Source organism: Saccharibacillus sp. CPCC 101409, from assembly GCF_030518235.1.
Taxonomy (GTDB): domain Bacteria; phylum Bacillota; class Bacilli; order Paenibacillales; family Paenibacillaceae; genus Saccharibacillus.
In genome coordinates this window covers 79,741-98,421 of the sequence record NZ_JAULSA010000010.1, presented here as the reverse complement: position 1 = coordinate 98,421, position 18,681 = coordinate 79,741, and the positions used below count along the sequence as shown (strand labels likewise).

Here is an 18,681-nt window from a genome sequence, read left to right as displayed (position 1 = left end):
TAATGAAAGAGTACAAAGTGTATGCTTTTCGTTTGGAATTCCGATCTGCCGGAGGGACACCATGAAAGTTTCGACAAACAAAAGGATTGTATTCATCAGCCTGGGACTCCTGCTCATCGTATGCGTCTGGATAGGTCAATCGCATATTTCGTTTGGCACTCTTGACGGACAGGCAAGAATCCAGGAAGAAGCCGCATCCAACGACAAAATCAGACTAACGCTTATGATCGCCGGACCGGAGGATGTGAATTCCGAGCGGGAACAACAGATGGTGGCCCGTCATTTCGCGGACCGGTATGACCTTACTTTCAAGACCTGGGAAGCCTCCAACGCGGAGAAGGTCATTAAGACGTCGATTGCCTCGGAAGAACCGCTTGATCTTGCCATGTATTGGCCCGGAGAAATCGACCGTTTCGCAAATGGAGATCTGGCCTTGGACCTGACCCCTTATCTTGAGGCGAATGACGGGCAATGGAAGGCGACTTTTATTGAGGGTGTGCTGGGGGCGGGGACTTACAAGGAAAAAGTCTTTGCGGTACCCAATGCCCCAATCTATCCGCTGCTTGAAGTCAATATGGATATTCTGGATCAAGCGGGCATTCGGCTTTCCGGCGATACCGTCGATTGGAATGAGTTCAAGCAGATGCTGCAAACGATTAAGGAACAAACCGGAATCAGGCCGCTGGGCATTCAAAAGAATTGGACCTCATGGCCGGTAAGAGAGCTGCTGTATTCCGTTTGGCCCGATGAAAGCAAGCTGCTCGAATGGTCGCAAGGGAAAATTCCTTTTACCGATCCGAATGTCGTTCGCGTATTTCAAGAAGTAGAATCGCTTTACACGAACGGGTATGTCTATCCGGGGCAAGGAGCCTTGACCATGTCCCAGGAACAAATCGACCAGGCCTTTGACAGCGGTCAAATTGCCGTCAAAGCCAACCTGAATGTACTGTCCGCACAATCGATCCGAGAGTCGGGATTGGAACATGTACGCATTCTGAGTTGGCCCCATATGGGAACCCGGACCCAGGTTCTTGGAGGATTCAACGGGTATATGATTCCGGTCAATGCACGGCATCCCGAAGTATCCATTGAAATCCTCAAATATTTGACCAGTCCGGAAGTTCTGCAGCATCGGGTAAACAATGGGGCTCCGGTTGCGATTAAGGGAGTGATGTCGGATGATCCGGAATTTTCGGAGTATGCCAAGGACATTGCGAATTTTTATCAACAAAAAGAAATCCTGTCGCTCTCTTCTTCGATCTCGCAGGAGATCGGCGACAGAATGCCTGCCAACTTTTTGTTTTATGGAATGAAGGCGATTGAAGATCTGGAGAAGCTGCGTCTGGATGCCCAGCGGCAATAAGGAATGTCGAGTGGAAAAGATAAAGTATTTGTAGATTTTTTTATGCTTGGCGGCAAACAGGACTCGTATACTAAATGTAACGCCTGTTGACTGATTGGAGATTTCGTCTAAGCAGTACGGGGGAGTGGGAAAACATGATCAAGTTCAAAGATTTTTCTTTAAAGCAAAAGCTGTATTCCTGTATCGCGGCATTCATCGTTTTCCCCTTGATCTTGCTGGGTGTGTATGTGAATTACCAATTTGCGGACCTGGCGCAAAAAAGAACATACGATACGGTTCTGGAAACTCTAAAACAAACGCGGCAGAATTTTGAGTCCATTATGTCGGATACCAACGATAAGTCGAAGCGAATTTTATCCAATGAACTGATTCAGGACTTCGCTAGCGGCAAATACAATCGAATCACGGATTACGACAAGATCTATTGGAATATCAATAACTGGATGGACGATATTCTGGGTTCTCGGCAGCTGTATGAGTCGATCACTTTATATTCCAACCAGGAAGTTATTTTTCAAAAAGGGATGCGGCAGGTGTCGGCTATCGATCCGCTGATTAAGGAGCGCACCTTAAGTCTGCGGGGAAAGGGATTTTGGTCCACTTCTTCCGGCAGCATCGAGTACTATAGGGGCATTATGGACTTAAACAAGTATGGAAACATGATCGGAATTGAAAGATTCAATTTGGATGAGAATGCTTTGTATCGGATATTTGGAACTCTTCGTTCCTACGCCGACTCGCGAATTTTTCTGCTGGACGCTGAAGGTCATATCTTATCTTCGACGGAAAGAAACGAGATCGGACAGAGATTCAAGGATGAAGCCTATATCCGTCAAATTACCGAGACCAAAGAAGGTTTTTTGGAAACCGAGGTGGAGGGGCGCAAGGAAGTCGCTTTTTACTACACAATCGACGAACCCCGATGGAAATTGATCCAGCTCACCCCGCAGGCTTCGTTCTCGACGCTTAGCAGGACGATCAATATCGTGTTATTCATTGCAATCCTGCTGTCCATCTCGTTTGGCATCGTTTTTTCTTTTGTACAGCACCAGTATTTATTGAAACCGCTACAAAGACTGAGAGCGGAAATGACCAAGCTGAAAAACGGTAATTTCGATATGGCTCTTGCCAGCGATTCCAAAGATGAAATCGGAGAAATCAGCAGCGGTTTCTTGCGAACGGTGAACCAGCTTAAAGAAACAATTAACGATGTATATGTCAGCAAGATCAAGCAAAGAGAGGCCGAGATCAAAGCGCTGGAATCCCAGATCAACCCGCATTTTTTATATAACACGCTGGATTCGATTCACTGGCTTGCTCTCAAACAGAAAAATTACGATGTCAGCGAGCAGATTGAAGCATTGGCCGAAATTTTCAGGCATACGTTGAACAAGGGAGAGCCATTCATTACCGTCAGGCAGGAAGTAGAGTTTCTGGAGAACTATATGCTGATCCAAAAGCGGAAGTATGGCTCCCGAATCAGGCTGCGCATCGAAGCGGACCAAGAGCTGCTAAACTGCAGGATGCCCAAGCTCGTTTTGCAGCCACTTGTGGAGAATGCCATCATACATGGTCTGGAAGAAGTGATTGAAGGTGGCCTGATCCAGGTGGAGATCGTCCGGGCCGGACCGGGAATTCGGTTTACCGTAACCGATAACGGGCTGGGAACCGACGAGGCGAGAATCCATCAGATGATGGCTCACGAAGAAGAAGCCAAGAACGTATTTGCGCTCAAAAACATAGACGATCGAATCAAGATCAGTTATGGGCCGGAATACGGGCTGCACTTTGCCAGTCGTGCCGGAGTTGGCACACAGGTCGAAGTCTATATCCCGTACTTGGAGCAGGAAGCGAAGGAGGGATTGGAATGAAGCTGCTGATTGCGGATGACGACGATCAAATTCGGACAGGCATCGAGCAGGGAATCGATTGGCATTCTCTGAATATCGAACAGGTAATCACAGCGTCAAATGGCATAGAAGCTTTGCAGAAATTCAATGAATTTTTCCCGGAGATCGTGTTAACCGACGTGAGAATGCCCGGCATGGACGGCTTGGAATTGCTGCGACAAATCAAGCAGGTCAGGGCGCAGACCAAGGTCATTATTCTGAGCGGCTATAACGATTTTCAATATCTGAAAACGGCCATTCAACTCGACGCTGTCGATTACGAGATGAAGCCGATTCGCGCACGGAATCTGGTCGCCTTAATCAAGAAGGTCAGAGAAAATATCGTTCGGGAACAGATGACCGAGCAGGAATTTCATAAATATCTGGAGTCCTATAAACGCAGCTTCAAGGGAGAACTGCTGGCCGGCCGCATTACGGATCGATTGATTATTCTGGAAGGACTGCAGCAGTACTATAATTTCGATGCAACGGGCAGTCTACTCTGTGCCGCGATCCAGATCGACCGGGACGCGCATACGGATGCCGAAAGTGTGCAGCATGCCGTGCATACTTTTTGCCAAATATTCGAGAAGCGTGAATGGGGACAAAAAGGGATTGCTTTAACTTACAAAAAGGATAGCATCGTTCTTCTCTTTAAATTGGAAACGCCTTCGTACCTTTATTTTACGCAAACTGTAAACGAGCTGCTGAATCAACTGCGGGGATGGAATAAACAAATGCAGACGCAGGGATTTTCTTTTTCCGCCGGTGTAAGCGGTTACGGAAATGCGGCCGACTTTGCTGACATGCAGCGACAGGCCGAACAGGCCCTGGCTTTGAAACTGTATGAAGGGCGAGGATCCATCCAGGCAAGAGGAGATACGGCGGCACTGAAAGACGAGACGATTGGTGGTCTTCTGGAAGACGAACGCTTCGTGTCGGCCTTGTCGCAAGGCGATTTCTCTTCGCTGATCGATCGGATCGCGGCGGAATTTGAACGGCTCCGGACCGGGCGCGAATACAGTAGGAACAGTATTGCCGCGTATGTAAGAAGCCTTCTTCAATTTGTGCTGGTGGCAGCCAGACATATTCCAGGCGATGCCGTCGAGCAGATTCATGCCCACATAGCCATAATCGACGGAAACCTGGATATTTTGACTCTCGACGACTTTCGGAAGATTGCACTGTCCACTTTTGAACAAGTCGGTCTGGAACGTTCCAAGGAATTGAGTCCCGTGATGATCCGGGCGGAAGAATTCATTCGCAAACATTACACTCAAGATTTGACCGTGGAAATGCTGGCCGAACATGTTGGGAAAACCCCCAATTACTTCAGCCATCGCTTCAAGCGCGAATTCGGAGTGTCTTTCAAAGAATATGTGACCCGTCTGAGAATTGCAAAAGCCAAAGAACTGATTCTGCACACCAACGACCTGTTGTACGAAATCAGCGAACAGATCGGTTTTGCCGACTATATCTATTTCACACAGGTGTTCAAAAAAATCGAAGGATGTTCACCGGCAAGTTTGAGAAAAGCGAAGGCTCCCGAAAAGCCTGTTCCGGGCAATTCGGTTAGTCCATAAAAGAATGACCGCAAGGCGATGAAGCAGAATGAACAGGAGAGATGGAAATGGTAAAATTCAGTACGACCCGTCTATGTGTCAATTACCGGAAGAATCCGGTGGGAATCGATGACGTCAAACCGAGATTTAGCTGGCAGACCGAGTCGGCAAATCGTGGATTTATCCAAGGCGGCTATCAGTTGCAGGCTGCGCGAACTTCCGACTTTGGCTCGGACCTTGTGTGGGATTCCGGACAAGTCGATTCCGATGCAAGCGTGCATATCGAGTATGCGGGCCAGCCCCTTCAATCCCGTACCCGATATCATGTCAGGGTGCGCGTATGGAATCTTGAGGGGGACGCATCCGAATGGAGCGCACCGGCTTATTGGGAAACGGCATTGCTGTCCGAAGCAGAGTGGCAGGCGGAGTGGATCGGCGCTCCGACTCCAGAGGACGACATCGACGATGCGCCAGCCGACTACATACGCTTTGACTTTGCGATGCCTCAGCCTATCGTATCAGCGCGTATCTATGCCACATCGCTTGGTATGTACAGATTGTATGTCAACGGCAATCCGGCTGACGACAGCCTGTTCAATCCTGGCTGGACCAGTTATACCAAGCGGATCCAGTATCAGACTTACGATGTAACCACACTGCTTGCACAAGGCGGGAATACACTCGGCTGCATCCTGGGGAATGGCTGGTATAAGGGGAATCTTGCCTGGGAAGGACAGAACAATCTATTTGGCCACAAGCGTGCGCTGCGGCTGCAACTGCATGTGACGCTTGCCGACGGCTCGGAGCGGATCATCGCGTCGGATGAACACTGGAAGTTCTCCGGAGGGCCGCTGCTCATGTCCGAACTGTATCATGGCGAAACGTATGATGCCCGATTGACCATGGACGGCTGGTCGTCTCCCGGCTTTGACGACAGCGCTTGGAAAGCGGCGCGGGTAATCGATGCCCCCGCTTCCGCATTGGTTGCGCAGGAGAATGAACCTACGCGCATTGTCGAGACGATTCGTCCTGTCGGGGTTATCCGGACCCCTGAAGGAGATACGATTCTGGATATGGGACAAAATATGGTTGGTTGGGCCAGATTTACGGTCGAAGAGGAAGAGGGGAACGTAATCGAACTTCAACATGCGGAAGTGCTGGATGCGGCGGGGAACTTCTATACGGGCAATCTTCGCTCGGCCAAGCAAACCGTTACTTATATTTGCCGGGGCAAAGGGGAAGAGATCTTTGAACCGTATCTCTCTTTCCAAGGCTTCCGTTATGTCAAAGTGACGGGAATTCCCGCAGAGGAACTGTTGGAACGCGTTATCGGCTGCGTCATTCATACGGATCTGATGCAGACAGGCAGGTTTAGCTGTTCCGATGAGCTGATCAATCAGCTGCAGCGCAACATTTTATGGGGGCAAAAAGGCAACTTCCTGGATATTCCGACAGATTGTCCGCAGCGCGATGAAAGGCTTGGCTGGACGGGCGATGCTCAGGTCTTTATCCGGACAGCGGCGTTTAATATGAATGTCGTTCCGTTCTTTGAAAAATGGCTGAAGGACTTGGCGGCGGATCAGGAAGAAAGCGGACGGGTTCCGCATGTCATTCCCGATGTCCCGGTCGCAGGGTACGGTTCTTCTGCCTGGGGCGATGCCGCCGTAATCTGTCCATGGACCTTGTATGAGTGCTACGGCGATCTTCGGGTTCTGCAGACGCAGTATCCGAGCATGAAAGCCTGGATCGAATATATCCGGGGCGAAGGGGAAGAGGAGTTCCTGTGGAATACGGGCTTCCACTTCGGCGATTGGCTGGCTCTGGATGCCAAAGAGAACAGCTATGTGGGAGCGACTCCGACAGATTTGATCGCTACCGCCTTCTACGCCCATTCCACCCGATTGCTGAGCCAAACAGCTGCGTTACTCGATCTTGCCGATGAGGCGCTCGAATACGAGAATCTGCACCGGAATATCGTCGAAGCGTTCCGAAGCGAGTTCGTAACGCCAAGAGGCCGTGTGGCTTCGCCAACGCAAACCGCTTATGTGCTGGCGCTCATGTTCGATCTGCTGGAAGAGAAGGACCGGGCTCGGACAGCGCGTATGCTGGCCGATCATGTTGAAGCCAATGGGACGCATCTGACCACCGGCTTCGTCGGTACGCCTTATCTGTGTCTGGTACTGTCGAAATTCGGGTATACCGATCTGGCTTACCGGCTCGTACTGCAGCAGGAATACCCGTCGTGGCTGTTCTCCGTGCTTCAGGGGGCAACTACGATCTGGGAACATTGGGACGGCATCAAGCAGGACGGAACGTTCTGGAGCGATCATATGAATTCTTACAATCATTATGCATACGGAGCAATCGGAGATTGGCTTTATCGGGTAGCTGGCGGAATCGATCTGCTTGAACCGGGGTATAAGCGCATTCAAATCCAGCCTCGCATAAACGGACACCTATCCTGGGTCAAGACTTCTTTCGACTCGGTATACGGCACGATCGAATCTTCCTGGAAGAAAACGGATGATAACGTTGCGGAAATAAACGTGACAATTCCTGCTAATACAAGGGCGGAAGTATTTATCCCTTCAGAAGGTCAAGAAGGAATTCGAGAAAATAACGTGATATTGGAGGATGTAGAGGGGATACATGAATTAGTACGCTACGACTTCGGCTACAAATTACTACTCGGTTCGGGTAATTACAATTTCACGTTTTCAATATGAATAACCTTTAGAAACAAATCAAAAAGACATGCCGTTCAATTTCTTCGAACGGTATGTCTTTTTTTGCTGTACACTATTTGAATACTAAAAGTAAACAGCGAACCTCAGTTTTAACGATATATTCAGCCCTCCAGCCGGAAGCGTTGAAGCTCGCGCTGCATTTCTTCGCGGATGCGCAGCAGCTCTTTGACTTTGCCGCCGATTTCTTCGAAAGCGCGCTGCTGCTCGTCGGTGGAAGCGGTGATCTCCTGGCTGCCCGCCGCGGACTGCTCGGTGACGGCGCTGATATTCTCGACCGCCTGCTGTACCTGGATGCTGAGGCGGCGCGACCGGGCCATATCGTCGGCCAGCTTGCCGACGGAAGCGTCGATCTGCCGGACACGGCCGCTGATCGACGAGAACGACTGCTCGGTCGAAGCGGCCGCCTGCTCCTGTTCGCGCAGCAATTCCAGGCTCTGCCCGACGGAGCCTTTGACCCGCGTCATCGAAGCGGCGATCTGCCCGACCGCGGTAAAGATTTCTTTGGCGGCGGTGTCGGACTGATCCGCCAGCTTGTTCACTTCGCCGGCGACGACCGCGAAGCCTTTGCCGGCTTCCCCGGCGCGCGCCGCTTCGATCGAAGCGTTGAGCGAGAGCAGGGTGGTCTGTTTGGCGATCTGCGCCACATGCTCGGTCATGTCGGAGATGCGCGCCGCGCTGTTTTCCAGCTCGCGCACGGTGGCTTCGACTTCGGCCATCGCCGAGCGGTTGACGGACGCGATGCGCAGCTGTTCGCGCATGACGCTTTCCCCGTGCTCGACAAACCGGAGCGCCTGCTCGGTCGCGGCGGCGGATTCTTCCGTTTCGGCCAGATTCTCGTCGAATCTGCGCTGCATCTCGTCGACGACCTCGACCGTCTGGCCGAGATCTTCGGCGATGCGCTGGCTGCCGATCGCCAGCTCCTCGGTCGAAGTGGCGACCTGCGATACGATCTCCCGCATCCGGCCGTTCTGCTCGTCGAGCTCTTCGGCCACCCGGTCGACCACGCCGCCGCTGGACTCGATCGACTGTACGATGCCGCGCAGATTGTCGACCATGACGACAAACGAATTATTCAATTCGTCCAGTTCGTCGCGGCCGTTCGTTTGGCGGACATTGACGGTCAGGTCGCCGTCCGCGATGCGCACCGCGGCTTCTTTCAACAGCCGCGTCCGGCGCGCCAGACGCCGGGCGAAGCGGGCGTTGAACCAGCCGGCGGCAATCAGCAGTACTCCGGCGCCGGCGAGCGCGATCTGCCAGGTCAGCCGAATGCTGTGCGTCAGATCGGAGGTGTATGCGTCGTAGCGGGCTTTGGTCAGCAGATCGAGGCGGTAAGCGTCGTTCTGGATCCCCTGGATGCGGGCCGCCTGGCGCTTGGCTTCGGGGCTGTTCCGCTGGTCGACCGCCTCCAGCGCTTCCTGCGACAATTCGGCGAATTTGTTTTGGATCGAGGCGTGCCAGCGCTGCTGCTGCGGCGTATCCAGACTCTGATCCGTCAGCAGGGCAAGCGTCGCTTGAGCGGTCGCGATCCTGGACGATACCGCCGATTTGTTGCTTTCGGTCATGGAAAACGAATAATTGTCGAGCGACTGGCTGACCTGTCCCAGATCCGCTTTGAGCTGCTGAACGTTCAGCATATCGGGCACAAGCGTTTGATTCTGCGAATTGATCTGAAGCAGCTGGGCGATAATATAGCCGACAAGCGCCAGCGCGGCGGCCAGCGACAAGATGGCGTTAAGCAGTAATTTGCCTTGTAATTTCATAATAAAAATCCTCCGTCCAAATTTAAGGAAGCTCAATCTTGATTTCGCCCGAGATCAAACCGCCGCGCAGCTCTTCAAGCCGCTTCTGCTGCTGATCGGTCAGGTCGACCACATGGATCGGAGCCAGGCCGACCCCGTCTTCTTTGAGGCCGAACACCATATTTTTCTCCGGGAATTTGCCGCCGCTTTGTTCGAACGTTTGAACGGCCGTAAAGATCGCGGTATCGACGTTTTTGACCATGGAAGTAATCACCGCTTTTTCCGCGATAAAAAATTGGTCGGTGTCGACGCCGATCGCGTACTTGCCCAACTTCTGCGCTTCCTGAAGCGCGCCGATACCCGTCAGGCCGGCGGCCGCGTATACCACGTCCACATTGTCGCTTTGCATCATCGAAGCGGCCAGCGAAGCGCCGAGCTCCGCTTTGCCGAAGTCGCCGGCATAAACGGCTTTCAATTGAATCTGCGGATCGATGCTCTGCGCGCCCTGCTCATACCCCATTTCGAACTTTTTCAGCAGGTCCGACTCGACGCCGCCGAGAAAGCCGATATGGCCGGTCTTGCTCGACATGGCCGCCGCCGCTCCCGCGAGAAAGCTGCCTTCTTCTTCCTTGAATGTAATCGACGACACGTTGGACAGATCGGATGTATCGTCCACGATCAGAAACTGGCGGTCCGGATAAGTCTTGGCGGCCGCTTCCAGGCTGTCTTTGACCATGTAACCGAGCCCGATGATCAGATCGTTGTCCTGCAAGACCAGCTGTTTGAACGCTTCGTCGTAAGTATCGGTTTGGGCGATCTCCCGGTAATCGAACAAGATGCCGTCTTCGTCGCGGGCTTTGACCAGACCGCGGAACGCCGCGTCGCTGTAAGACTGGTCGCCGAGACCGACATCCGACAGCACGACGCCGACTTCCAGCGGCTCGGCCGCTTTGGCGCTCGATCCCGTCTGCGAGCCGCAAGCGGCAAGCAGCAGGATGGACAGCGCCGGCAGAATGTTTTTCATCGTGCGAATCATTTTCTTTCTGTTCATGGTTTTCCCCCATTTTATTGTCTGGACATCTTCATGTTTATCGTCAGGTCGCTGGCTATTTATTAGGGAGATATTTATTTTGTGCACAGTAAACGTTTTCGAAAGGGAATTACGGCCAATCCAGCTCAGGCCAAGGTGAAATGCGGCTTCCCGGGGGCTATGCGTCTACAAAGGAACTCTCTGTATTTGGTTATATATAAGTACGACCCTATACACAGCCAACGACGGTACAAACAGGGAAAAGGGAAAAACGCGGATAGCCGGCCGATAACCAACCGGAGCGAAAAAACTCGACAAAGGAACGTATGTTCGTTATAATGAGAGGAGACCTTTTTAGATGGGGATGCATAATATGAACGATGAATTTCTGAAGGACCTCCATGAACTGGACCGCGGCGACGAGGATCGCTCCAAACTGATTCTGAAAGGAATCAAGAAAACGCTGGAAGAACGCAAATCGGGAAGTATGCTTGAACGCTGGTTGAAGCGCAAGCGCAAGAAGAAGATCGAAGCCTGGCACTCCAAAGAGAGCTGAGCACGAGCGGAAAGAATCGAACCGCAGGCAGGGAACCGCGGGAATTCTTTTCTTATAGCATGAAGATGGATTCGCACGACGGGAAGCGCCCGCGTCTGCTTTGGCAGAGCGGGCGCTTTTTGTACGCTTCGATTTCCAAATCCGCACAGCCAAAAAACGGATGAGAGCGGTATAATAACCGGGTATGAATAAAAACGGTCGCGATCGAAACGGCTGCGCGGACAAGCGGGTCCGTTCATCGCGATCCGAACGAATCGGGAGGAAACCGACAATGAAATTTGCGAATATCGAGTGGAACGGAACCGCCGCCATCGGCATCGTATCCGAAGACCGGGTACTGCCTTTGACCGGGCTGGCCCCCTGGCTGGAAGAAGGCTGGAGCTTTCCGCCGGCGACGACCGACGAACTGCTGAGATCGCCGGAGAAAACGGCGCAGATCGCGGCCGCCTGGGAACGCAGCGCGGGCGAACGGGAGAGTTTGATGCAGGAGATCGGCGGCGTCCGCTTTCTGCCGGCGGTGCTGAATCCCGGCAAACTGATCTGCATCGGGCTGAATTACAGACGGCACGCGGAAGAAACGGGCATGCCGCTGCCGTCGCATCCCGTCGTGTTCAGCAAATTCTCCGATTCCGCGGCCGGACATCTGGACCTTATCCCTTTGCCCGCGCAGAGTAAGCAGCTCGATTACGAAGCCGAACTTGCGATCGTAATCGGCAAAGCCGCGTCGAACGTAACCGAAGAGGAAGCGCTCGACTATGTATTCGGCTACAGCTGCGCCAACGATATCTCCGCGCGGGATCTGCAAATGCAGTCCAGCCAGTGGCTGCTCGGCAAGACGGGCGAAGGCTTCGCGCCGCTCGGCCCGTTTATCGCCACCGCCGACGAGATTCCCGACCCCAACTCCCTGCGCATCTCCGCGGAACTGAACGGCCGATCCGTGCAGGACTCCAACACGTCGGATATGATCTTCTCCTGCAAACAGCTGATTTCTTTCCTGTCCCGCCATTTCACCCTCAGACCCGGCGACGTGATCCTGACCGGCACCCCCGAAGGCGTCGTACTCGGCCAGCCAGAACCCGACCGCGTCTGGATGAAAGACGGCGACACTATTACCATCCGCATTGAAGGATTGGGCGAGCTGACCAACCGCATCGGCAGCCAGGCCGGGTAAGCATAACTGTAATTGTTCTTGTTCCTTTTTCTTTCTGCCTTTCCGCTCCCCGCCCGTCCCAAAAGTGGACTCCCGATTTAGGGAGTCCTGCTTGTGTTGAGGAAGTCTGTTTTGTAAAAAAGTCAATAAGCGGAGGAGAAAATTCAGTGAAGGAACGATAGTGTTCGCCTTTGAAACCGGGAAGATACATATAAAATCTAATTAGTCTTCCTGGTTTCAACAAGCGACCGTAACGAATTTTCTTCGCAGCCTTTAAGGCTTCTTTACGAATAGGAATTTCACAAAAACAAAAAGGACTCCCGATTCAGGGAGTCCTCTCAACCTTAAAATACTTTCGTCGTCCAACTCTCGCAGTTCCAAGTCTCCGTCACGATATCGCGGTAAAATTCCGGTTCGTGGGAGATCATGAGGATCGTGCCTTTATACGCTTGCAGCGCGCGCTTCAGCTCGTCTTTCGCGTCGACGTCCAGGTGGTTCGTCGGTTCGTCGAGCACAAGAATATTCGTTTCGCGGTTGATGAGTTTGCACAAACGCACTTTGGCTTTTTCGCCGCCGCTGAGCACCACAATCTTGCTCTCGATATGCTTCGTGGTCAGTCCGCACTTGGCCAGCGCCGCGCGCACTTCGAACTGGCTCATGGAAGGGAACTCGTTCCATACTTCCTGGATGCAGGTATTGCCGTTGTCTTCTTTCATCTCCTGCTCGAAATAGCCGATCTGCTGGTGCTCGCCGCGTTCGACGGTACCGGAGAGCGCCTGGATCTCGCCGAGGATGCTGCGCAGCAGCGTCGTTTTGCCGATGCCGTTCGCGCCGACGAGCGCGATCTTCTGGCCGCGTTCCATCTTGAGGTCCAGCGGGCGGGACAGCGGTTCGCCATAGCCGATGACCAGGTTTTTCGTTTCGAAGATCAGCTTGCCGGCCGTGCGGCCCAGCTTGAAGTTGAACTGCGGCTTCGGACGTTCCTGCGCCAGTTCGATCACGTCCATCTTGTCGAGCTTCTTCTGCCGGGACATCGCCATATTCCGCGTCGCGACACTCGCTTTGTTGCGGGCGACGAAGTCTTTGAGCTGCGAAATTTCCTGCTGCTGGCGCTTGAACGCCGATTCGAGCTGCTGCTTTTTCATCGCGTAGACTTCCTGGAAATAATCGTAGTCGCCGACGTAGCGGTTCAGCTCCTGACTTTCCATATGGTAAATGATGTTGACGACGCTGTTCAGGAACGGAATATCGTGCGAGATCAGGATAAACGCGTTCTCGTATTCCTGGAGGTAACGCGTCAGCCAGTTGATATGCACTTCGTCCAGATAGTTGGTGGGCTCGTCCAGCAGCAGGATGTCGGGCTTCTCGAGCAGCAGCTTGGTCAGCAGCACTTTGGTGCGCTGTCCGCCGGACAGATCGTTGACGTCTTTGTCCAGGCCGACATCGGTGAGACCGAGGCCGCGCGCCGTTTCGTCGATCTTGGCGTCGATCAGGTAGAAGTCCTGCGCCGTCAGCGTGTCCTGGATCGTGCCGACCTGCTCCAGCAGGTCTTCCAGTTCTTCGGGCGACACTTCGCCCATGCGGCCGTACATATCGTTCATTTCCTGTTCCATGTCCAGCAGGTACTGGAACGCGCCTTTGAGCACGTCGCGGATCGTCAGCCCTTTCTCCAGCACGGCGTGCTGATCGAGATAGCCGACGCGTACGCGCTTGGACCATTCCACTTTGCCTTCGTCCGGCTGGAGTTTGCCCGTCACGATGTTCATAAACGTGGATTTGCCTTCGCCGTTTGCGCCGATCAGGCCGATATGCTCGCCTTTCAGCAGACGGAAGGAAACGTCTTTAAAAATAGCCCGGTCGCCGAAACCGTGGCTCAGTCGTTCTACATTTAGTATACTCATTAATGAAAGGCACCTTTTTCTGTTAGATTTCGGTTAGACGTTTTTAGACATTTTTCCGTTTCATTATAAAAGGTAACGGCGTACAACTCAATGGAAACATGTAAATCCGCGGAAAGTTTTCATGCAAAAAAGGAGGGACGAGATGAACGGGGCGGAAAAAAACGCAATAAACAGCGAAAATCGCAGTCTGCGGGTATACGACGAACAGGTTGCGCGTATTCGCGAAAAACTAGCGCTTGCCGCGCAGTCGCCCGGAGCGAAGCGGGAATTCGGCGCGGAAGAGCATCAATACCGGCTGAACGAACCGCTGACGACGCGCGACCTGGACCGGCTTGAACGGGATTGGGGAATCGCGTTGCCGGATGCGTTCGCGGTTTTCCTGACCGGAGTCGGCGACGGGGGACCGGGACGAACCGGCGGCGCGGGACCGTATTACGGCATTTATGCGACGGAAAGCATGAAGCCGGATAAGTCTCGCCTCGGTCAGCCTGCCGTATTCGAGCTTTGCCCGCAAACGCAGGACTGGATGGCCGAAGCGCCGGAAGAGTACGTGCCAGGCGAAGACCTGGACGATGAGGCTTACGACGAAGCGATTGCCGATCTGCTGCGCGGAACGCTGGAGATCGGGACGATGGGCTGCAGCTGGGAGATTCGGCTGATCGTCGCCGGCGAGCACCGCGGGCGCGTGCTTTATATGGATACGGAATACCAGAAGCCTTTTTTTGTATACGAAAAAAATTTCCTCGACTGGTACGAACGCTGGCTGGACGAAGTGATCGCGGGCTTCGAAATTCACTGGTTCGGCACGACGCCGGGCGGCAGCGAACAGACTTTGCTGGAAATGGCGAGGTCGGACGAAGCGGCGGCGCGCGGAGAAGCGCTGAAAGCTCTGCTGCGGCTCCCGCAGCCCGGCGAAGAATCGATCCGGCTCGCGCGGCAGGCGCTGGCCGATCCGGCGGACGGCGTGCGGTACTGGGCGCTCACCCTGCTGGCCAAACATGCGCCGGATCTGGCCGATCCGCTGCTGATGGCGGGACTGAACAGCGGGAAGAAAGAAGAACGCCGAACCGCCGCGCAGCTGATTCACTGGTACTGTAAACCGCAAGCCGGCGCGTTCGCCGAGGCGGCGCAGCGTCTGGTCCCGGTCGAAGAAGATGAAGAAACGTTCCGTTTTCTCGGCTATCTATTGGAAGCGGCCGGCGTCGATCCGCTGCCTCTGCTGCTGCCCGTTTACGAACGGCTGCTGGAGCAGCATCCGACGGACGAACACGATATTCCCGTCAACGTGCGTCATCGGCTGAGAGAATACGAACTGCACACGCCGCAGCTGATCGAGCGCGGCGTTCCGGCCGGGCTGCCCCGGGTGCGGATCATACTGCGGGAAATGATGGAGGAATCGCGATGAAGATCAAATTTTGCGAAAAGAACCTGGACCGCTTCTCGAAACCGGCTTACAAAGCGCTCAAAGGCCGGCACGACGACGTAAAGCTCAAAAAAGAATCGTGCCTCAAAGAATGCCGGCTGTGCCGGGCGGAGCCTTTTGCGATCGTCAAAGGCGAGATCGTGCGCGCGGACACGCCGAAGAAACTGGTGAAAAAGCTGGAGAAAGCGATCGAACAGAAAGGGAAGAAGTAGGATCGGCATAAAGCAAAGTGTCAAAGAAAAACAGGCCGCGGCCCGGAACAGCTCGACCGGGAGCGGCCTGTTTTCTTGCTTGATACAATCGATTATTTCGCTACGTCCAGCAGATATCCGTATCCCTGCGCGTCCATATCGGCGACCGGCACGAACCGGATCGAGGCGCTGTTGATGCAGTAGCGTTTGCCGCCTTTATCGGCCGGGCCGTCGTCGAAGACGTGGCCCAGGTGGATATCGCCGGAACGGCTGCGCACTTCGGTGCGGACCATATTGTAGGCGGTATCTTTGTCATACGTGACGACTTCGGGCACGATCGGCTTGGTGAAGCTCGGCCAGCCGCAGCCGGAGTCGTATTTGTCTTCGCTGGCGAACAGCGGCTCGCCGGTGGCGACATCGACGTAGATGCCCGGGTCGTACGTATCCCAGTATTCGTTCGAATACGGATGCTCGGTATCTTGTTCCACGGCGACTTTATACTGCGCGTCGGTCAGCGTGGCTTTGAGTTCTTCCTTGCTGCGCTTGGGATAGTCGGCCGCTTCGATAACGATCTTGCCTGCCGCTTTGCTGGCCGCGGTCGACTTGGCGCTGGTGACGGAAGCCGCCGAACCGTTCGCGGCGCCGCTCTGGTCGGCCGGAATCTCCTGGTCTTCCAGAATGCTCATATCGATATGGCAGTAGCCGTTCGGGTTTTTTTTCAGATAATCCTGATGATACTCTTCCGCCATATAGAAATTGTCCAGCGGCAGCACTTCGGTCACGATATCTTTATTGTATTTCTCCTGCTCGGTCTTGATCACGGACTGAATCACGGCTTTCTCGCCGTCGTCCGTATAGAACACGCCGGAGCGATACTGGATGCCGCGGTCGTTGCCCTGCTGGTTGACGCTGGTCGGATCGATCACTTTGAAAAATTCTTTCAGCAGGTCTTCCAGCGAAATGATGGCCGGATCGTAGGTCACTTCGACCGTTTCCGCAAAGCCCCGGTCTCCTTTGACCACATCCTCGTAAGACGGATTCTCGCCCGTGCCGTTGGCATAGCCGGACACCGCGTCCTGCACGCCGTAAATACGGGCCATATACGCCTCGACGCCCCAGAAGCAGCCGCCGGCCAGGTAAACCTTTTTCAGATCGGACTTCGAATAATCGACGCCGTCGTTCGGGTTGGGAATGCTGGCGGCGGTCACATGCTCCGAAGTTCCGGGCAGACCGGACGCGTTCAGCGCAAGCCCGGACGACGAGCAGGCCGAGACCATCAGGGCGAGCAGCAGAAGCGGCGCCCAGACGGCCATGCGGGTAATTTTCTTCATGTCCAAACCTCCTTTAAGGGATGTCTTTGAAATTCGCGGCGATCACGTCGTTGGTGTTATGTCCCGGGACCGTTTTGGACAATCCGCCCTGCGAATCGATATAAAAAGACGTCGGGTAGGCGCGGACGCCGAACTGCTGCGCGTATTTGCCGTCCGGATCGAGCAGTACGGTCGTATTTTTCTCGTCCATGCTTGCGAACCATTTCTTGAAGTCGGCTTCGGATTTCTCGCCTTTGAAGTTGGGCGCGACGATGCTGATGACTTTGAAGTCGTTGTCTTGCCCGGCCAGGGTGTTCAACTCTTCCATGCCGGCGAGGCAGATCGAGCACCAGGAAGCCCAGTATTTAATGTAGACTTTCTGACCTTTGAAATCGGCCAGTTTGACATCGTTGCCGTTCAGGTCTTTGAGATCGAACTGCGGCGCCGGTTTGGCGCTCGCCGAAGCGGCAGTGCCGGCCGCCGCGCCGGAAGCCGAAGCGGCTCCGCTGCCGCTGGTCTGCCCGCAGGCGGACAGCAGCAGGATCGCGCTCAGCAGAGTCAGCAGGGGAAAAGTTTTCTTTTTAAACGTATTCAAGCGGGTCATCTCCTTTATAAAGCTTGGCTTATATCGTCTTGTATGGCATTGGATTCAAGTCCGGCCGGAACGGGAGTTCGAGAATCGCTTCAGACCGGGAAAGCCGCCGTAATCACGGCCAGATTGTTGGTCATCAGCAGGATGCCCATCACGATCAGGATCACGCCCGATACCGCTTTGAGCGCGCCCATATATTTGTAGAGATTTTTCAGACGGCGCAGCAGCAAATCCGAGAATACGGCCAGAATCAGGAACGGAACCGCCATTCCGGCGGTGTACACGACCATCATCCAGACGCCGTATGCGGGAGAACCGCCGCCGGCCGCGACGCCGAGCACCGCCGCAAGTACCGGGCCGATGCACGGCGTCCAGCCGAAGCTGAACGTAAACCCGAGCAGGAACGCGCCGAATCCGCCGCGCCGTTTGTTCGAGTCGAAAGTCAGGCGCTTTTCTTTTTGCATAAACATCAGGTTGACGACGCCCGTCTGGTGAATGCCGAACAAGATCACGGCCGCGCCGCAAAAGATCATAAACCAGGAGCTGTTGATTACCCCGCCCAGCGCGCCCGCGCCGAAGCCGAGCAGCAGAAAGACGGTGGACAGTCCGAGAATAAACAGCAGCGTACGCCCGATCAGCCGGGGATCGACCCGGAATTTGGGCGGAGCTTCGGAAGAAAGTCCGGGAGCGCGTCCGGCTTCGGAGCCTCCGAGAAAAGCGAAATAAACAGGCAGCATCGGGAAGATGCAGGGCGAGAAGAAGGACAGTACTCCCGCCGCCAGCACGCTTCCGACATATAGGGATTCCGCAGGCAAGAACCGTCACCTCCGATGAAAGTACAGGATGGAACCGCGCATAAGCCGGCTCGTCAAGTTTCAAATTGGGATTATTCAAAACCTTTCTACAACCTATTGTACGCAAAAAGATGAGTTTTGGATTAGTTTTTTGGAATATTTTCTGTGAAATATTAGCAGTTGGCAGGCGAGTAAAACCCGAGGATCGGCTGCTCGCGGGCGGTAAACCAGAGCGACAAAACGCCCTGGGGGATTTTTTTGCAAAAGGAGAGTGAAAAGGATTGCGATAATTGAGAAAGTATGTAAGTTTAGAGTAAGACTAGGGCATGTTTTCAAATTCGCTGAAGTGCATCTTTTACCGCCTTTTCGCCCCTAGCAGCGTCACTTCCCCTTGACGTGCCCCGGCACGCCTTCGAAAAAGTTTCTTGCCAGAA

At 54.0% G+C, this 18,681-nt stretch carries 14 protein-coding genes; 8 read left to right on the top strand and 6 right to left on the bottom strand.

The window, feature by feature from the left end:
* Positions 1-61: 61 nt before the first annotated feature.
* The 4 genes from QWJ34_RS19295 to QWJ34_RS19280 all read left to right on the top strand — a co-directional run bounded on the left by QWJ34_RS19295 (position 62) and on the right by QWJ34_RS19280 (position 7,540).
* Positions 62-1,363, top strand: a complete 1,302-nt coding sequence (locus tag QWJ34_RS19295; protein WP_302730361.1) for an ABC transporter substrate-binding protein — start codon at positions 62-64, stop codon at positions 1,361-1,363.
* A gap of 134 nt (positions 1,364-1,497) precedes the next feature.
* Entirely contained in the window at positions 1,498-3,234 is a 1,737-nt protein-coding gene (locus QWJ34_RS19290) for a sensor histidine kinase (protein WP_302730359.1), read from the top strand.
* Positions 3,231-4,835, top strand: coding sequence for a response regulator (locus QWJ34_RS19285; RefSeq protein ID WP_302730357.1), 1,605 nt, complete (start codon positions 3,231-3,233; stop codon positions 4,833-4,835). The genes QWJ34_RS19290 and QWJ34_RS19285 overlap by 4 nt, the downstream gene beginning before the upstream one ends.
* 47 nt (positions 4,836-4,882) lie before the next feature.
* Positions 4,883-7,540 carry a glycoside hydrolase family 78 protein gene (locus QWJ34_RS19280; RefSeq protein WP_302730355.1) on the top strand — a complete coding sequence of 886 codons (2,658 nt, stop codon included), beginning with the start codon at positions 4,883-4,885 and terminating at the stop codon, positions 7,538-7,540.
* 122 nt (positions 7,541-7,662) lie between these two features.
* Here the strand turns inward: QWJ34_RS19280 and QWJ34_RS19275 are convergent, their stop codons facing one another.
* On the bottom strand, positions 7,663-9,321 hold the full coding sequence (locus tag QWJ34_RS19275; RefSeq protein ID WP_302730353.1) for a methyl-accepting chemotaxis protein: 1,659 nt from the start codon (positions 9,319-9,321) through the stop codon (positions 7,663-7,665).
* Between the two features lie 22 nt (positions 9,322-9,343).
* On the bottom strand, positions 9,344-10,351 hold the full coding sequence (locus QWJ34_RS19270; RefSeq protein WP_302730351.1) for a BMP family lipoprotein: 1,008 nt from the start codon (positions 10,349-10,351) through the stop codon (positions 9,344-9,346).
* A gap of 337 nt (positions 10,352-10,688) precedes the next feature.
* On the opposite strand from QWJ34_RS19270, the gene QWJ34_RS19265 reads away from it, so the two are divergent.
* A complete protein-coding gene (locus tag QWJ34_RS19265; RefSeq protein WP_302730349.1) occupies positions 10,689-10,886 on the top strand; it encodes a hypothetical protein in 198 nt (65 codons plus the stop codon).
* 271 nt (positions 10,887-11,157) lie between these two features.
* On the top strand, positions 11,158-12,057 hold the full coding sequence (locus QWJ34_RS19260) for a fumarylacetoacetate hydrolase family protein (protein WP_302730347.1): 900 nt from the start codon (positions 11,158-11,160) through the stop codon (positions 12,055-12,057).
* 323 nt (positions 12,058-12,380) lie between these two features.
* Here the strand turns inward: QWJ34_RS19260 and QWJ34_RS19255 are convergent, their stop codons facing one another.
* A complete protein-coding gene (locus QWJ34_RS19255) occupies positions 12,381-13,937 on the bottom strand; it encodes an ABC-F family ATP-binding cassette domain-containing protein (RefSeq protein ID WP_302730345.1) in 1,557 nt (518 codons plus the stop codon).
* Positions 13,938-14,079: 142 nt separating this feature from the next.
* Between QWJ34_RS19255 and QWJ34_RS19250 the strand changes: the two genes are divergently transcribed.
* Complete coding sequence (locus tag QWJ34_RS19250) at positions 14,080-15,342, top strand: HEAT repeat domain-containing protein (protein ID WP_302730344.1); 1,263 nt, start codon at positions 14,080-14,082, stop codon at positions 15,340-15,342.
* Positions 15,339-15,572 (top strand): DUF1450 domain-containing protein, encoded by a 234-nt coding sequence (locus QWJ34_RS19245; protein ID WP_302730342.1) that lies wholly within the window; start codon positions 15,339-15,341, stop codon positions 15,570-15,572. The genes QWJ34_RS19250 and QWJ34_RS19245 overlap by 4 nt, the downstream gene beginning before the upstream one ends.
* Positions 15,573-15,664: 92 nt before the next feature.
* On the opposite strand, the gene msrB is transcribed toward QWJ34_RS19245, so the two are convergent.
* From msrB to QWJ34_RS19230, 3 genes are all read right to left on the bottom strand, one after another.
* Positions 15,665-16,882, bottom strand: a complete 1,218-nt coding sequence (gene msrB, locus QWJ34_RS19240; RefSeq protein ID WP_302730340.1) for a peptide-methionine (R)-S-oxide reductase MsrB — start codon at positions 16,880-16,882, stop codon at positions 15,665-15,667.
* A gap of 13 nt (positions 16,883-16,895) precedes the next feature.
* Positions 16,896-17,465: a redoxin family protein gene (locus QWJ34_RS19235; protein WP_483314291.1), complete on the bottom strand. Its 570-nt coding sequence runs from the start codon at positions 17,463-17,465 to the stop codon at positions 16,896-16,898.
* Between the two features lie 80 nt (positions 17,466-17,545).
* Positions 17,546-18,268, bottom strand: coding sequence for a cytochrome c biogenesis CcdA family protein (locus tag QWJ34_RS19230; RefSeq protein WP_302730336.1), 723 nt, complete (start codon positions 18,266-18,268; stop codon positions 17,546-17,548).
* Positions 18,269-18,681: the final 413 nt, after the last annotated feature.

What these genes read in the sequence shown, in the direction of transcription:
- QWJ34_RS19295 (WP_302730361.1), top strand. Translation starts at nt 62, where the DNA reads ATGAAAGTTTCGACAAACAAAAGGATTGTATTCATCAGCCTGGGACTC.
- QWJ34_RS19290 (WP_302730359.1), top strand. Translation starts at nt 1,498, where the DNA reads ATGATCAAGTTCAAAGATTTTTCTTTAAAGCAAAAGCTGTATTCCTGT.
- QWJ34_RS19285 (WP_302730357.1), top strand. Translation starts at nt 3,231, where the DNA reads ATGAAGCTGCTGATTGCGGATGACGACGATCAAATTCGGACAGGCATC.
- QWJ34_RS19280 (WP_302730355.1), top strand. Translation starts at nt 4,883, where the DNA reads ATGGTAAAATTCAGTACGACCCGTCTATGTGTCAATTACCGGAAGAAT.
- QWJ34_RS19275 (WP_302730353.1), bottom strand. Translation starts at nt 9,321, where the DNA reads ATGAAATTACAAGGCAAATTACTGCTTAACGCCATCTTGTCGCTGGCC.
- QWJ34_RS19270 (WP_302730351.1), bottom strand. Translation starts at nt 10,351, where the DNA reads ATGAACAGAAAGAAAATGATTCGCACGATGAAAAACATTCTGCCGGCG.
- QWJ34_RS19265 (WP_302730349.1), top strand. Translation starts at nt 10,689, where the DNA reads ATGGGGATGCATAATATGAACGATGAATTTCTGAAGGACCTCCATGAA.
- QWJ34_RS19260 (WP_302730347.1), top strand. Translation starts at nt 11,158, where the DNA reads ATGAAATTTGCGAATATCGAGTGGAACGGAACCGCCGCCATCGGCATC.
- QWJ34_RS19255 (WP_302730345.1), bottom strand. Translation starts at nt 13,937, where the DNA reads ATGAGTATACTAAATGTAGAACGACTGAGCCACGGTTTCGGCGACCGG.
- QWJ34_RS19250 (WP_302730344.1), top strand. Translation starts at nt 14,080, where the DNA reads ATGAACGGGGCGGAAAAAAACGCAATAAACAGCGAAAATCGCAGTCTG.
- QWJ34_RS19245 (WP_302730342.1), top strand. Translation starts at nt 15,339, where the DNA reads ATGAAGATCAAATTTTGCGAAAAGAACCTGGACCGCTTCTCGAAACCG.
- msrB (WP_302730340.1), bottom strand. Translation starts at nt 16,882, where the DNA reads ATGAAGAAAATTACCCGCATGGCCGTCTGGGCGCCGCTTCTGCTGCTC.
- QWJ34_RS19235 (WP_483314291.1), bottom strand. Translation starts at nt 17,465, where the DNA reads ATGACCCGCTTGAATACGTTTAAAAAGAAAACTTTTCCCCTGCTGACT.